This window comes from Pseudomonas sp. Irchel s3b5, from assembly GCF_900187435.1.
Classification (GTDB): Bacteria; Pseudomonadota; Gammaproteobacteria; order Pseudomonadales; family Pseudomonadaceae; genus Aquipseudomonas.
Map to the genome: position 1 here is coordinate 19908 of NZ_FYDY01000035.1, position 14368 is coordinate 34275.

Below are 14368 nucleotides of genomic sequence, written 5' to 3' on the forward strand. Positions count from 1 at the left end.
CCTGTATTTCTTGGGGGCATTGCCTGCCCCGAAGTCTGCACTCGAGGAACAATAACAATGACGAAACTCGCTGAAATCAACATCGAGAACGCCCAGCGTACCCACCGTTACGCGCGCGGCTGGCACTGTCTGGGCAATGCCAGCGATTACCGCGATGGCAAACCCCATACCCTGGAAGTCTTCGGCACCCGCCTGGTGGCCTTTGCCGACAGCCAGGGCACGATCAGTATTCTGGATGCCTATTGCCCGCACATGGGCGCGGACCTGTCCCAGGGCACCATCGAAAACGACAAGCTGGTCTGCCCGTTCCACCATTGGAAGTACGACACTGGCGGTAAGTGCGTAGAGATTCCTTACTGCAAACGCATTCCACCCAAGGCCAAGACCCGCAGCTGGTTGACCTGCGAGGAAAACAACCTGCTGTTCGTCTGGAACAACCCCGAAGGCCGCCCGCCAAAAGAGGGCGTGATCATTCCGCATATGCCTGAGATGGATGATCCGGATTGGGTTCATGACTGGAACATCGACACCATGCACATCGAAACCAACCCACGGGAGTTGGTTGATAACCTGGTAGATGCCCAGCACTTCGGGCCGGTGCACGGGACGCCGACGAAGTATTTCGCCAATGTGTTCGAAGGGCATATCGGCCATCAGATTTTCCATGGCGATTCCGAACGCCTGGGCGGTGACCTGATCGCGCCATCGGCTTACTACGGCCCGGCCACGCACTTCACGCACATCAGCTCGATGTTCGGCGACGTGCGCATCCACGCCATTTTGCTCAACAGCCACGTACCGGTGACGCCGAACAGCTTCGACCTGCGCTTTGGTTGCATGGTCAAGCGCGTACCAGGCTGGACTGAAGAACAAAACCAGGAAGTGGCCAAGGCCTATGTCCAGGGCAACCGCGACTCGTTCTATCAGGACGTGGTGATCTGGAAACACAAAATCCGTATCGACAAGCCGGTGCTGGCAGAAACCGATGGCCCGGTCTACCAGCTGCGCGAGTGGTACGAGCAGTTCTTCACCAATGAGGACGACGTGCCGGCATTCATGGCCGAGCGTCGCGAGTTCATTACGGTCGACGAGCGCTGACAGAGCAACAAGGCGCCTTCCAGCGATAAGCATTTGTCCTCGAAGGCGCCGCACGCAGCGGCCCTGCCACCTTGCAAGTCATGGCAGTGGAGCAGGTCGGATTCAAAGGTCATGAGAGCACTGACAATGAAAATAAAAAGTCTTCTTGCCTATGTCGTCCCCTTGTTTGTCTTGTTTTCCCTGGTGGTGACCGTGCAGGTTTCGGTACCGCCGGAATCCCCCAGCGTCCTGGCCTGCAAGCGTTATGCGAGCTGTGTCGCGATGAGTTCGAGTGTCCCGAACTGGCTTAATCTCCGTTAGGTAACGGTTATTGATCCTTGTCTACATCCACTTCCTTCCAACTGGCATCCGGATCGAAGCGCTTCATCGCTTGCCCGATTTTTTCTCCATCGGGCCCCAGGTCCTTCTCGAACACCTGACCTTCATGACTGATCATGAAGCTCATCACTCCGGTGTCGTTGTATTTCGCTGGCCAGGCGATCAGCGCAAAACCTCGGCTCATCTTGTCGCCGATGAGATAGTTATAGGCGCCACCGGGCGCCGAAGGGCCCTGGCCTTTAAGGATGCGAAAGCGGTAGCCGCGCCATTCTTCGTCGGCAATGGCTCGGCCGAACGAAGGCCCGAGCGGGCTGATCTGGCCGCTGCCGTCGTCAGCCCAGTAGAGTCCGTCGTGCTTGCCTTCGGTGCTGAAGATTTTCTGTGCGTATTCGAGGGCGCCGTCACCGTCACGGTCCACTGCCGCGTAGTCCATCTGGGCATCGTGATAGGCCAGCACCGATTGCACCGCGTTAAGCTCGTTGCGGCCGATTCTACGCGCACGGATTTCGGCACTGCCGGCCTTCGTGTCGAAGCGCCAGCCATTGGCGTCCTCGACCAACGGAATAGGCATTGTCCAGTGGTCTGCACCGACGTCCAGAACAGCCTTTCGATCACCGGTTTTTTCAATCCGGTGTTGCTCGCGGTAATGCTGCAAAAATGCATCCACGTCTTTGCGCTGTACGCCTTCGCGCGGGATGAAGCTGTGCCATTCGCTGCCCAGTAACTCTGTCAGGCGTGCCTGGTCGGCGTGCTCCGTGCCCAATGCTTCGACGAACGCTTCGACAGCCTTTTCTGGCGTTGGAAATACCTGCTGTGCCGATGCGATACACGACCACAGCAAGCCGGCCGTCATCGCAAGCACCTGAGGAAGCGAGCCCATGAGTCGTTTCACTTGAGGATGATTTTTCAACGGCGGCCCCCCCTTTGACGCGATGGTGGATTGGACGGCCGACTGACCTGCTGACCGGCCGATCGCGAGGCTTGGGGACGTTGGGCAGAGGCCTGGCTGGCCCGGCCACGGTTGGCCTGAGCTTGAGTCCTCGACGGTGAGCGGGCGCCGGCGAACGCATTGTTGCGGGCACTACCGGTACTGGCTTTGGGCCGCTTTTGGCTGGCTTGCCGCGTTTGCGCTTGACCGTCTCTACGCTGATTCAACTGAGAGGACTGATTTCTCTGTTGCTGATTATCCCGAGTATTTCTGGCCGTGCCCTGGCTTCTGTCAGCCGTTCTAGGCCGGTCTGCTCCTGCTTGTGCCCGATTTCTGTCCGAGGTTCCGGCTTGGGCTCTGCGTGCTTGGTCACGGGCTTCGAGGTTGCTGGTGGGCGGTCTTTCGATACCGGCCCGGTCCATGGAACTGCGGGCGTTTTCACGAGCCTGGGCACGTTGGGCGTTGTCGCCTCGGTAGGCTTCACGCTGATTCGCACCGTTGAGTTGTCGACCGTACTGTTCCCGGCTCTTGCCGTCGCGATAAGGCACGCCGTTGCGGTGAACCGGGTTGTGCTCCCAGTTACCGTTGTTGATTCGATTGTTGGCATTGATGTTGTTGTAACGGTCGACGTCGATGTCGACGTCGTTATCGTCCCAGTCACATTCGCCCCACAACGCCCCAACGATAGCCACGCCGGTCCCGAATGCCAGCCCGGCCATCAAAGCCTGACCTGGGTAATACGCAGGTGGCGGTGGATAGTACGCGGGAGGTGACGCCGGGTAAGCCCAGGTGCCATACGTGGTTGTCGGGTTATAGGTGGGCACGTACACCACCTGCGGATCGGCGGGCTGAATGATGATGGTGGAACTGCTGGCGGGGGCTGGAGCAGGGGCTTCCTGTGCGGGGGCCGGCGCCGGTGCGGGACTATTCTGGATGGTCACGTTCTGATATTGATTGCTCTGCAGGTTGCCTGCCGCCTGCGCCTGATGACGCAAGCGTTGCACGCCCTGCATGACATCGTCGGGCTGTGCCAGGAAGGCATCCCCCAGGCGTTGTACCCAGACGGGATCTTGCCCCAGCGTTGCCAGAACCTGAGGGAAGGCGACCAGGGCCTGCACGCTCGGATCCCAGGGCTGGCTCGCCACTTGTTTGACCGCATCGTCGCCCTTGGCGTCCGGATGAGCCTTCGACCAGGCTACCGCCTCCGTGATCTCGCCGGGGTAGGTGGTTGCCATCAGTACCTGGGCCAGCAGCGGGTCCGGGTAAAGCGCAATGGGTGCCAGCATCTGATCCAACTGTTCCTGGGTAAACACCGGGGTTTTGGCCAACGCCGCGGCGGGTGCCGGGCTGACGACGTTGGCGGGTGCGGTCGTTGACTGCGCCAGGCAGGTGGATCCGCTCAAAAACAGTACGGCTGACAACGTGTAAAGGACTGGAATGCGCATTGCACCCCCTATGTGGTCAGGCAGGCTTGAAGTGAGTGGATCAATGTCAGGCAGGCAAAAACCAACCCTGCGAGCCCTTGAGCTTAGCTTCAATGCAGTTTTTTGAAGGGCGCAAACAAACAATTTTTACCAATGATTCATTGCCGCACTGATTTGAGCGGTTGGCGCAAAGATTCACGGGTGTTTACGGGAGGCAACGGGAGGGCGAAATGTGCGCAGAAGAGGTCGATTCCTGCCAATACCCTCTGACAGGAATCGATCTCAAAGAAGTCAGCGCTTGATAAGGGAAATCTTCGTACCCTCGATACTGATCCCGGCCATCAACCCTTGTTGGTCGAAGATGAAGGCATAAGCGTCGTCTTTGATCGTCGAGCTGGACAGGTTTTTCGCAACCCCTTCATCCACCACGACAACGGTGGGGCCTACACCGATTTCCCAGCCTTTGGTTTCGGTGATGTATTTCAATGCCTTGTCGGTCATCAGAAACACCGCATAGCCATACGACTGGGCGCCGGCCTGCAGCCCCCACGACCCGCTGACCGAGTTGTAATAGTTCTCTACTTTAGTGCCCTTCATCAGCACGCCTTCGCCATAGCTGCCACCGAACACGAGTCCTGCTTTGATGATTTTCGGGAAGACCAGTATGGCTTTGGCCTGGCGCGAGAGGGTTTCGGCAGTTGGATTGCTCTTGTAGAGCAGTTGCAACGCTTGGCGAGCGTCGGCATTCAGGTCCTCGGCAGTGGCCGCTGCTGCAGTGTTCAGCAGACTTGCCGATGCCAGTGTTGCAACCGCGAGGAAGAACGACAGAAAGTACCGCATTGATTGAGTCATTTCCGTACTCCGAAGAGGGAGCATTGGATGCAAGGCAGCGATCAGCACCTGCCTCAGACAGGGACCGAGTTCGCTGAACGTTATCCGGCGCACCCTACAGTGTGTGAAATGCAGCTTCGCGCTTGAATGAGGCCCAGGGCCGCTGATCCATCGCGATGCCATCACCTGTTATGACCACCGGGCAATGTGCGGGTTCGTGTTCAAATGGTTTTTCATCAGGATTGGGTGCCTGGCGCCAGATTACATGGTGCTCAGCGCGTGCCGCGATCATCCGGCGTTGCTTGTTTTACGCGTTTGATCGCCGTTCAACGTTGAAGGATCGTTCCCACGGCGTGGGAACGATCTCTGAGGCGGGTTTAGTCCTCGCGCTTCACCACCAGCGTCAGGATGTCATAGCTGGCCACCAGCTCTCCCAACTGGTTGGTGACTTCCACGTCCCACGCCACCACCCCTTGCGGGATGCCTTGCGGGCTAGTCTTGCCCTGGTCGATCTTGCGCTTGCAGGTCAGGCGCGCCTGGATGGTGTCGCCGATGCCCACCGGGTTGATGAAGCGCAAAGTGTCCAGGCCGTAGTTGGCCAGTACCGGGCCGACGCCAGGGGAGACGAACAGACCGGCTGCCGCCGAGAGCACGAAGTAACCGTGGGCGATGCGCTTGCCGAATTGCGATTCCTTGGCCGCGATATCGTCGAAGTGCATATAGAAGTGGTCGCCCGACAGGCAGCCGAAGTTCACCAGGTCCGCTTCGGTGACGGTGCGACGGTGGGTCAGCAGCGACTCGCCGATCTGCAGGTCCTGGAAGTGGCGGCGGAACGGATGGACTTCAGTCTCGATGACTTTCGCGCCACGGACGAATTCGCCGGTGACTGCTGCCAGCATGGTTGGCGAGCCTTGCACCGCTGCACGTTGCAGGTAATGCTTCACTGCTCGCAGGCCGCCGAGTTCTTCACCACCGCCAGCACGTCCCGGGCCGCCATGCTTGAGTTGTGGCAGCGGCGAGCCGTGGCCGGTGGATTCGCCAGCGGACTCGCGATCCAGCACCAACAGACGACCATGCAATGCGGCCGCTACCGGGATGGCTTTGGCGGCGATTTTCGGGTCTTTGGTGATCAAACTCGCCACCAGGCTGCCTTTGCCGCGTGCGGCCAGGGCCAGAGCTTCGTCCAGATCGTCGTAGGCCATCAGGGTGCTGACCGGGCCGAACGCTTCGATATCGTGGGCGCCGCCTTCAGCGTGCGGGTCGCGGGCCTGCAACAGGGTTGGGGCGAAGAACGCGCCTTTGTCGACATTTTCACCGCGCGGTTCGAAACCGTCGCGGGCACCGAACAGCATGTCGCTGCTCTGCAACAGGGCTTCCAGGCGTTCGCTCACGTCTTTCTGCTGATCGTGGGAAGCCAGTGCGCCCATGCGCACGCCTTCCACCGACGGGTCGCCGACCACGACTTTGGCCAGGCGATCACGCAGGCGAGTAGCCACGGCGTCGATGTGCTTGGCCGGGACGATGGCGCGGCGGATGGCGGTGCATTTCTGCCCGGCCTTGGTGGTCATTTCCCGGGCGACTTCCTTGATGAACAGCTCGAACTCTTCGTCATCCGGGGTCACGTCCGGGGCGAGGATTGCGCAGTTCAGCGAGTCGGCTTCGGCGTTGAACGGTACCGAATTGCGGATCAGGTTCGGGTTGACCCGCAGCTTGGCCGCGGTGTCGGCGGAACCGGTGAAAGTCACCACGTCCTGGCCTTGCAGACGGTCGAGCAGGTCGCCGGTGCCGCCGATGATCAATTGCAGGCTGCCTGCCGGCAACAGGCCGGATTCGTCCATCAGGCGGACCACGGCTTCAGTCAGGTAACTGGTGGCGCTGGCCGGTTTGACGATGCACGGCATGCCGGCAAGGAAGCTCGGGGCGAATTTTTCCAGCATGCCCCAGATCGGGAAGTTGAACGCGTTGATGTGCACGGCCAGGCCGCCGCGTGGCACCAGAATGTGCGTGCCGGCGAAGGTGCCCAGTTTGCTCAGCTGCATCGCCGGGCCTTCGTGGACGACGTTGCCTGACGGCAGTTCACGGGAACCGAGGCTGGCGTAGGTGAACAACGTGCTGTTGCCGCCTTCGATGTCGATCCAGCTGTCGGCCCGGGTTGCGCCGCTGTGGTGGGAAATCGCGTAGAGCTGTTCCTTGCGCTCGCTCAGGTACAGGGCCAGGGCCTTGAGACGCTGGGCGCGCTGCTGGAAGTCCAGCGCCATCAAGCCGCTGATGCCTTGGCGGCGGCCATGCTCGATGGCTTCGGCGAAATCCGGGCGCTCTTCGTGGGTACGGGCGATTTCATGGCCGTCGATGGCACTGCGCAGCACTTGTGCGCCCTGTTGGCCGATCCAGCGACCGGCGATAAAACTCTGCAGGGTAGGGGCATGCAGGGTAGGGGCGTGAGACATCACGATTGCTCCTGATTGTGAAAAGTGTAAGTGCGGCCGCAGCCGCACTGTTTCGGAATTACCAAAGCGCCAGGGTGTAACCGACGATCAAGCGGTTCTCATCGATGTCGGTCGTCAAGCCATTACCGGAACGGAAGGTCACGTTGCGCCAGCGCAAGCTGACGTCCTTGAACGGGCCGCTCTGGATGACATAACTGATGTCGGTGTCGCGCTCCCATTCGCTGCCGTTGTCGACCCTGCCCGCCTTGACATGGCTGCCGTCGGTGTAGCGGGTCATGAAGGTCAGGCCGGGAATGCCTTGCGCCGCGAAGTCATAGTCGTAACGCAGTTGCCAGGAGTCCTCTTCGGCGCGGGTGTAGGTGTTGTAGGTCACCAGGTTGACCACGTACGGATCGCCACCGTTGAGAAACGGGAAGGCGCTGTCGCCGGACAATTGCTGGTAGGTCGCGCTGACCTTGTGGGCGCCGTGGGACACGGTGAACATGCTGTTGAAGTTGCGGTTGTCGATGCGTCCGGCCTTTTCGGCGCCATCGCCGCGACTGTCGAAGTAGCGTATGTCGCTGCGCAGGTTGAAGCCGCTGCCCAAAGGTTGCATATGCACCAGCCCGACGAATTGCTGGCGATAGATCTGTTCAAGCTTGCCGTAGTAGTAGCTCACGTTCAGTTGCGGGCTGAATGCGTAGCTGCCTCCGCCGAAATCGAAGTGATCACTGCTGGCGGCGCCGTAGCCGATGTCATCGTTGCTGGAAGAATCCCGCAGGTTGGCCTTGGTCAGACGTCCGGCGTTCAGGGTCAGGCCATTGATGTCCTGACTCGTCAACAAGCCGCCCTCGAAGGTCGAGCTCAAAAGGCGTGTGTCGTTATAGGTTGCGACCGGCAGCAAGGGTTGCAGGGTGCCGAGTTTCAATACGCTTTTGGATACGCGCAGTTTGCCGGTCAGCCCCAGTTCGCTGTACTCGTCGTCGGGCTCATGGCTCTGCGGGCCGAACGGCAGCAGCCCGGTGCCACGGCGATCAGGACTGGAGTCGAGCTTGAGCCCCAGTTCGCCCAGTGCGTCGAGACCGACACCGAAAGTACCGTCGGTGAACCCGGACTCGATGCGCGCAGTGAATCCCTGGGCCCATTCTTCGGCCTTGGATTGCGGCGCGTTGTCCTGACGGAAATCGCGATTGATGTAGTGATTGCGCATATCAATGCGGGCCTTGCTGTCGCCGATGAAGTCGGCCATGGCGCAGGGCGCGATCATGGGCAGGCTCAATGCGGCGGCCAGCGAAAACAGTGATTCAAAAGGTGCAGTACGTGCGGGTTTCATTATTTTTATTCCCTACCAACTCATCGGTCGTTATTCAGTGTTTGCTGGCGCCAGAGGCACCAATGCCAGTCATCGAACGGATGAACTGCGCCAGATAACGACCGCGCTCAAGGGCTGCACGGGGCGAGGTGTCGGTGACGGAAAACAGCCATGCACTGAAGAACGCCAGGCTCATGGAAAACAGCGCCGGGTTGGAGTAAGGGAACAGCGCCTTGTCGTGATGCAGCACGTTGACCCACACCGCCGGGCTCAGCACCAGCAAGACAATCGCCGACACCAGGCCCGCCAGGCTGCCGGTGACGGCACCCCGGGTAGTCAGGCCTTTCCAGTACATCGAAAGGAACAGCACCGGGAAATTCACCGACGCGGCGATGGCCAGCACCAGGCCCGAGAGGAAGGCAATGTTCTGCGATTCGAACAGCAGGCCAAGGATGATCGCCAGCACACCGATGCACAGGGTGGCGATGCGCGAAACGCGGATTTCCTGTTGCTCGGTGGCCTTTCCTTTACGCATCACGCAGGCATACAGGTCGTGGGACACCGCCGAGGCGCCGGACAGTGCCAGCCCGGCCACCACCGCCAGAATGGTGGCGAAAGCGACCGCCGAGATGAAACCGAGGAACAGATTGCCGCCTACCGCCTGGGCCAGGTGCACGGCGATCATGTTGCCGCCGCCGATGATCGCGCCGTTGGCGTCACGGAACGCCGGATCGGTGCCGACCATGACGATGGCGCCGAAGCCGACGATGATCAGCAGCAAGTAGAAGTAGCCGATAAAACCGGTGGCGTAGAACACGCTTTTACGCGCTTCCTTGGCATCGCTGACGGTGAAGAAACGCATCAGGATGTGCGGCAGGCCGGCGGTGCCGAACATCATGCCCAAGCCCAAAGAAATCGCATCGATCGGATTGGACAGCAAGCCGCCGGGGGCCATGATCGCGTTGCCCTTGGCATGCACGGCGGTGGCACCGGCAAACATCGCTTCAGTGCTGAAGCCGAAGTGCTTGAGCACCATGAATGCCATGAAGGTGGTGCCGAACAGTAGCATCACCGCCTTGATGATCTGCACCCAGGTGGTGGCGAGCATGCCGCCGAAGGTCACGTAGAACACCATCAATACGCCGACCAGCATCACTGCGTAGAGGTAGTCGATGCCGAACAGCAATTCGATCAGCTTGCCGGCGCCGACCATCTGCGCCACCAGGTACATCAGGGCCACGGTCAGGGTGCCGAAGGCAGAGGTCAGGCGCACCGGGGTCTGTTCCAGTCGATAGGAAACCACGTCGGCAAAGGTGTACTTGCCCAGGTTGCGCAGGCGCTCGGCAATCAGGAACAGGATGATCGGCCAGCCGGCCAAAACGCCCAGTGCGTAGAGCAAGCCGTCGTAGCCATTGAGGAACATCATCGCGGAGATGCCGAGGAACGACGCCGCCGAGATCATGTCGCCGGCAATCGCCAGACCGTTCTGGAAACCGGTCATGCCGCCGCCAGCGGTATAAAAATCGCTGGTGGAGCGGGTGCGAAGTGCCGCCCAGCGTGTCACGCCAAGGGTGAACAGCACGAACACCAGGAACATGCCGATGGCGTTCCAGTTCAGTGGGCGGGCGACGCCGTCGGCGGCCAGCGCAACATCCGTGACAGCCGCCAGCGGCAGCAGGAACAGCGCGAGAAGGCGGCTCATCGGGCGCACTCCTGCTTGAGTTTTTCATTCAGCGGATCGATCACGTTGTTGGCGCGATAGACATAGAACCCGGTCAGCGCAAAGGCCAGCCCGACGATGACGACACCCACCAGCATGCCCACGGTGGTCACGCCGCCGTTCAGGGATTGGCCGAGGGTAGAAGGGGAGAAAGCCACCAGCAGCACGAAGCCGTAGTAAATCACCAGCATGGCCAGGCTCAGCGACCAGTACAGCTTCTGTTTACGGCGAACCAGCTGGATGAAATCCGGGTGCTGGCGGATGAGTTCTACTTCTTGCGGGCTCATGGGTAGCGTCCTTTTTTTGTTTTTTTTGGGGTGACCACGGTTTTCCCCCTGTAGGAGCCGGCTTGCTGGCGATAAGGCCGGTGAAATCACCGGTGAAATCATTGGCCTTATCGCCAGCAAGCCGGCTCCTACAGGGAGGTGTTGCTTTTCAGAGCTGATCGAAATCCAGTACCACTTTGTCGCTGATCGGGAAGGCCTGGCACGACAGCACATAGCCGGCGGCCACTTCGTAGTCTTCCAGGGCGTGGTTGCTGTCCATTTCCACTTCGCCTTCGATGACCTTGCACTTGCAGGTCGAGCACACGCCGGCCTTGCACGAGTAGGGCAGTTCCGCACCTTGCTCGTTACCCGCGTCGAGGATGCTCATGCTGTTGCGCGGCAGGTCGAAGGCCAGGGCGCGGCCGTCGCTGATCACGGTGATCTGGCTGACCGCTGAATCCACTTGGCGCGCCGCCTCACGGGCTTCGCGTTTTTGCTCGCTGCCGGCGGCGGCGAACAGTTCGAAATGGATGCGCTCGGGTTGCATGCCCTTGGCCTTGAGGCTGTCGCGCACGGTCTCGGTTATTTCCTGCGGGCCGCAGATGAACGCGGCGTCGAGGGTCTTGACGTCGAGCCAGCGGCTGAACAGTTGCTCGCACTTGTCGGCGTTGATCCGGCCGTTGTACAGGTCGACGTCCTGCTGCTCGCGGCTGAACACGAAGATCAGGTTCAGGCGTTGCAGGTAACGGTTTTTCAGGTCTTCCAGCTGCTCGCGAAACAACGCGCCGGAGCTGGAACGGTTGCCGTATAGCAGCGTGACGCGGCTGTGGGGCTCGGTTTCCAGGGTGGTCTTGATGATCGACAGGATCGGCGTGATCCCGCTACCTGCAGCCACGGCCAGGTAATTGCCATGGCGCGCCGGGTCGAGTTCAACGCAGAAGTGCCCGGCCGGTGGCATCACTTCCAGGGTGTGTCCGGCTTTCAGTTGTTCGTTGGCAAACGCCGAGAAGCGCCCACCCGCCACACGCTTGATGGCGACACGCAACTCACCGTCGTTGACCCCGGTGCAGATCGAATAGGAACGACGAACTTCTTCGCCGTCCAGTTGGGTGCGCATCACCAGGTGCTGGCCTTGGGTGTAGTGAAAGCTGTCTTGCAATTCCTGCGGAATCTCGAAGGCGATGGACACCGCGTCACGGGTCTCGGCGCGCACGTCCTTGATGGTCAGGATGTGAAATTTGCTCATTGTTATTCTCCAGCTGGGACGGCCGATTCGCCGCTCAGATGCACTTGAAATAGTCGAACGGTTCCCGGCAATCGACGCAGCGATACAACGCCTTGCACGCGGTGGAGCCAAACTCGCTGAGCACCTCGGTGTGGGCGCTGCCGCACTGCGGGCACACAACCTGCGGGCTTTCACCGAGCAGGCTGCGCTTGCTGGTGCTGCCCTCGGGCGGTGCGATGCCGTAGGCGCGCAGACGTTCGCGACCGCTGTCGCTGATCCAGTCGGTGGTCCAGGCCGGGGTCAACTTGCGCTCCAGTTGCGGCGCCTTGAATCCGGCGAGTTCCAGCGCTTCGCGGATGTCGCTCTCGATCACTTCGGTGGCCGGGCAACCGGAGTAGGTCGGCGTGACCACCACGTGAAGGTGACCGGCCTGCCAGTCGAGGTAGCGGACGATGCCCAGGTCAACCACGCTGACCACCGGCACTTCCGGGTCCATGACCTCAGACAGAATCGCCCACGCAGCCGCCAGGTCGGTCGGTTGAGCCGGCCGGGCGCCGAGGTCGCTGGCGATCAACTCACCAGGTTGCATCGGGATACGCTCGTGGCAGGAACTGCATTTCAGCCAGCAGAATGCCCAGGTGTTCGGTGTGCAGGCCGGTACGAGCATTCAGGTAGAAATAGCTCGGCGCGGCAGGCACGGGCAGGGTGGCGCTGGTGAAAATCTGCTCGACCTTGGCTTGCCATTGGGCAGCCACGCTGGCGATGTCCGGGGTGATGCCGGCTGCGTTCAAGCGTTGTTCACTGTCATCGGCGGCGATGAGTTCGATGGTGAAGCGCCAGACTTCGGGGATTGCCGCGAGCATGCGCTGGTGGCTTTCCTCGGTGCCGTCACCCATGCGCTCGATCCATTCGCCGGAGCGGCGCAGGTGGTAGGTCACTTCCTTGACGGCTTTGGCGGCGATCCCGGCGATGCGTTCATCGCTGGACTGGCTCAGGCCCTGCAGTACCGGCAAATGCCAGGCGTCATAGAGGAACTGCTTGAGCATGGTCACCGCGAAGTCGCCGTTGGGTTGTTCCACCAGCAGCAGGTTGCGATAAGCGCGTTCGTCGCGGCGGAATGCGAGGTCATCAGCATTACGGCCGTCGTCCAGCAGTTCGGCGGCGTATTCCAGCCAGTTGCGCGCCTGGCCCACCAGGTCGAGGCCGACGTTCATCAGCGCCAGCTCTTCTTCCAGTGCCGGGGCCTTGCCGCACCATTGGCACAGGCGCTGGCCCTGGATCAGGGCGCTGTCGCCGAGGCGCAACAGGTATTCGATCAGATCAGTCTTGTTGTCCATGGTCGACCTCACATGTGCCCGACTTCGGCCGGCAGCTCGTAGAAGCTGGCGTGGCGGTAAACCTTGTCGTCCGACGGATCGAACAGCGGGTCTTTTTCATCCGGCGACGAGGCGGTGATCAGCGCCGAAGGCACCACCCACAGGCTCACGCCTTCGCTGCGACGGGTGTACAGCTCGCGCGCGTTCTCGATGGCCATGGTGGTGTCGGCGGCATGCACGCTACCGACGTGCTTGTGGTTGAGGCCGTGCTTGCTGCGCACGAAAACTTCGAAGAGGGTCCACTCGGACATTTCAGTTACTCCACATCGTTTGCTTCTGTAGGAGCTGCCGCAGGCTGCGATCTTTTGATCTTCAGCGGCTTCAAAAGCGCCAAAAGATCGCAGCCTTCGGCAGCTCCTACAGGGGGTCGGATTGCCTTATGCGGCGTTCTTGTTTTGTTTTTTGCGGGCGTGGGCGACGGCGGCTTCGCGAACCCAGGCACCGTCTTCAATCGCCTTGCGGCGGGTGGCGACGCGTTCCTGGTTGCACGGGCCGTTGCCCTTGAGCACTTCGTAGAACTCGCTCCACTGGATGTCGCCGAAGTCGTAGTGGCCGGTTTCGGCGTTCCACTTCAGGTCCGGGTCAGGGCAGGTGCAGCCCAGCAACTCCAGCTGCGGAATGGTCTGGTCGATGAAGCGCTGGCGCAGTTCGTCGTTGCTCTGGCGCTTGATCTTCCAGGCCATGGATTGCGCGCTGTTCGGCGAGTGTTCGTCGCTTGGGCCGAACATCATCAGAGACGGCCACCACAGGCGGTTGATCGCGTCCTGGACCATGTCTTTTTGCGCCTGGGTACCGTGGCGCATCATGGTCAGGAGGATTTCGTAGCCTTGGCGCTGGTGGAAGCTCTCTTCCTTGCAGATGCGCACCATGGCCCGGGAGTAGGGGCCGTAGGAAGTGCGCTGGAGCACTACCTGGTTGACGATCGCCGCGCCATCCACCAGCCAGCCCACCGCGCCCATGTCGGCCCAGTTCAGCGTCGGGTAATTGAAGATGCTCGAGTATTTGGCCTTGCCGCTGTGCAGCTTGGCGATTTCTTCATCGCGGTCGGCGCCCAGGGTTTCCATGGCGCTGTACAGGTACAGGCCGTGGCCGGCTTCGTCCTGGATCTTGGCCATCAGTTGCAGTTTGCGTTTGAGGCTTGGCGCGCGGGTGACCCAGTTGCCTTCGGGCAGCATGCCGACGATTTCGGAGTGGGCGTGCTGGGAAATCTGCCGGATCAAAGTCTGGCGGTAAGCATCTGGCATCCAGTTCTTGGCTTCGATCTTGATTTCTGAATCGATTTTTTCCTGGAAGGCGCGTTCCTCTTCGGACATCTCCGAGAGGTCCTTGATGCGCTTGACGCCTGTTTCTACGAGCTGTGCGTACATTTTTGTTCTCCCGCCTTGAATCTGTTCTGAGGCATGGAGAACTTTATAAGCGATACGGAAATTAATATCAAACACAA

At 60.5% G+C, this 14368-nt stretch carries 13 protein-coding genes; 1 reads left to right on the forward strand and 12 read right to left on the reverse strand.

What is annotated here, in order from left to right; translation table 11 throughout:
• Nucleotides 1-57 precede the first annotated feature (57 nt).
• Nucleotides 58-1098 carry a Rieske 2Fe-2S domain-containing protein gene (locus CKW15_RS24720; RefSeq protein WP_095061040.1) on the forward strand — a complete coding sequence of 347 codons (1041 nt, stop codon included), beginning with the start codon at nt 58-60 and terminating at the stop codon, nt 1096-1098.
• A gap of 307 nt (nt 1099-1405) precedes the next feature.
• Here CKW15_RS24720 and CKW15_RS24725 read toward each other — a convergent pair whose 3' ends face one another.
• The 12 genes from CKW15_RS24725 to paaA form a co-directional block, all read right to left on the reverse strand.
• Nucleotides 1406-2296 (reverse strand): DUF2950 domain-containing protein, encoded by an 891-nt coding sequence (locus CKW15_RS24725; RefSeq protein ID WP_095152848.1) that lies wholly within the window; start codon nt 2294-2296, stop codon nt 1406-1408.
• A 26-nt stretch (nt 2297-2322) separates the two neighbouring features.
• Nucleotides 2323-3789, reverse strand: coding sequence for a DUF3300 domain-containing protein (locus tag CKW15_RS24730; RefSeq protein ID WP_095061036.1), 1467 nt, complete (start codon nt 3787-3789; stop codon nt 2323-2325).
• Nucleotides 3790-4059: 270 nt separating this feature from the next.
• Complete coding sequence (locus CKW15_RS24735; protein ID WP_095152849.1) at nt 4060-4620, reverse strand: YSC84-related protein; 561 nt, start codon at nt 4618-4620, stop codon at nt 4060-4062.
• 356 nt (nt 4621-4976) lie between these two features.
• A complete protein-coding gene (gene paaZ, locus CKW15_RS24740) occupies nt 4977-7046 on the reverse strand; it encodes a phenylacetic acid degradation bifunctional protein PaaZ (RefSeq protein ID WP_095152850.1) in 2070 nt (689 codons plus the stop codon).
• 58 nt (nt 7047-7104) lie between these two features.
• A complete protein-coding gene (locus tag CKW15_RS24745; protein WP_095061030.1) occupies nt 7105-8358 on the reverse strand; it encodes an OprD family porin in 1254 nt (417 codons plus the stop codon).
• 34 nt (nt 8359-8392) lie between these two features.
• Nucleotides 8393-10039 (reverse strand): cation acetate symporter, encoded by a 1647-nt coding sequence (locus tag CKW15_RS24750; protein ID WP_095152851.1) that lies wholly within the window; start codon nt 10037-10039, stop codon nt 8393-8395.
• Nucleotides 10036-10344, reverse strand: coding sequence for a DUF485 domain-containing protein (locus CKW15_RS24755; protein WP_095061026.1), 309 nt, complete (start codon nt 10342-10344; stop codon nt 10036-10038). The genes CKW15_RS24750 and CKW15_RS24755 overlap by 4 nt, the downstream gene beginning before the upstream one ends.
• A 148-nt stretch (nt 10345-10492) precedes the next feature.
• Nucleotides 10493-11569, reverse strand: coding sequence for a 1,2-phenylacetyl-CoA epoxidase subunit PaaE (paaE, locus tag CKW15_RS24760; RefSeq protein WP_095152852.1), 1077 nt, complete (start codon nt 11567-11569; stop codon nt 10493-10495).
• 34 nt (nt 11570-11603) lie between these two features.
• On the reverse strand, nt 11604-12137 hold the full coding sequence (gene paaD / locus CKW15_RS24765; RefSeq protein WP_095152853.1) for a 1,2-phenylacetyl-CoA epoxidase subunit PaaD: 534 nt from the start codon (nt 12135-12137) through the stop codon (nt 11604-11606).
• Nucleotides 12124-12885, reverse strand: a complete 762-nt coding sequence (paaC, locus tag CKW15_RS24770) for a 1,2-phenylacetyl-CoA epoxidase subunit PaaC (protein ID WP_095152854.1) — start codon at nt 12883-12885, stop codon at nt 12124-12126. The genes paaD and paaC overlap by 14 nt, the downstream gene beginning before the upstream one ends.
• An 8-nt stretch (nt 12886-12893) precedes the next feature.
• A complete protein-coding gene (gene paaB, locus CKW15_RS24775; RefSeq protein ID WP_007943393.1) occupies nt 12894-13175 on the reverse strand; it encodes a 1,2-phenylacetyl-CoA epoxidase subunit PaaB in 282 nt (93 codons plus the stop codon).
• A 126-nt stretch (nt 13176-13301) separates the two neighbouring features.
• The gene (gene paaA, locus CKW15_RS24780) at nt 13302-14291 is read right to left on the reverse strand and encodes a 1,2-phenylacetyl-CoA epoxidase subunit PaaA (RefSeq protein WP_095152855.1); all 990 of its coding nucleotides are present in this window, start codon (nt 14289-14291) and stop codon (nt 13302-13304) included.
• Nucleotides 14292-14368 lie beyond the last annotated feature (77 nt).

What these genes read in the sequence shown, in the direction of transcription:
- paaE (WP_095152852.1), bottom strand. Translation starts at nt 11,569, where the DNA reads ATGAGCAAATTTCACATCCTGACCATCAAGGACGTGCGCGCCGAGACC.
- paaC (WP_095152854.1), bottom strand. Translation starts at nt 12,885, where the DNA reads ATGGACAACAAGACTGATCTGATCGAATACCTGTTGCGCCTCGGCGAC.
- paaA (WP_095152855.1), bottom strand. Translation starts at nt 14,291, where the DNA reads ATGTACGCACAGCTCGTAGAAACAGGCGTCAAGCGCATCAAGGACCTC.
- paaZ (WP_095152850.1), bottom strand. Translation starts at nt 7,046, where the DNA reads ATGTCTCACGCCCCTACCCTGCATGCCCCTACCCTGCAGAGTTTTATC.
- CKW15_RS24725 (WP_095152848.1), bottom strand. Translation starts at nt 2,296, where the DNA reads ATGGGCTCGCTTCCTCAGGTGCTTGCGATGACGGCCGGCTTGCTGTGG.
- CKW15_RS24735 (WP_095152849.1), bottom strand. Translation starts at nt 4,620, where the DNA reads ATGACTCAATCAATGCGGTACTTTCTGTCGTTCTTCCTCGCGGTTGCA.
- CKW15_RS24730 (WP_095061036.1), bottom strand. Translation starts at nt 3,789, where the DNA reads ATGCGCATTCCAGTCCTTTACACGTTGTCAGCCGTACTGTTTTTGAGC.
- paaB (WP_007943393.1), bottom strand. Translation starts at nt 13,175, where the DNA reads ATGTCCGAGTGGACCCTCTTCGAAGTTTTCGTGCGCAGCAAGCACGGC.
- CKW15_RS24755 (WP_095061026.1), bottom strand. Translation starts at nt 10,344, where the DNA reads ATGAGCCCGCAAGAAGTAGAACTCATCCGCCAGCACCCGGATTTCATC.
- CKW15_RS24750 (WP_095152851.1), bottom strand. Translation starts at nt 10,039, where the DNA reads ATGAGCCGCCTTCTCGCGCTGTTCCTGCTGCCGCTGGCGGCTGTCACG.
- CKW15_RS24720 (WP_095061040.1), top strand. Translation starts at nt 58, where the DNA reads ATGACGAAACTCGCTGAAATCAACATCGAGAACGCCCAGCGTACCCAC.
- CKW15_RS24745 (WP_095061030.1), bottom strand. Translation starts at nt 8,358, where the DNA reads ATGAAACCCGCACGTACTGCACCTTTTGAATCACTGTTTTCGCTGGCC.
- paaD (WP_095152853.1), bottom strand. Translation starts at nt 12,137, where the DNA reads ATGCAACCTGGTGAGTTGATCGCCAGCGACCTCGGCGCCCGGCCGGCT.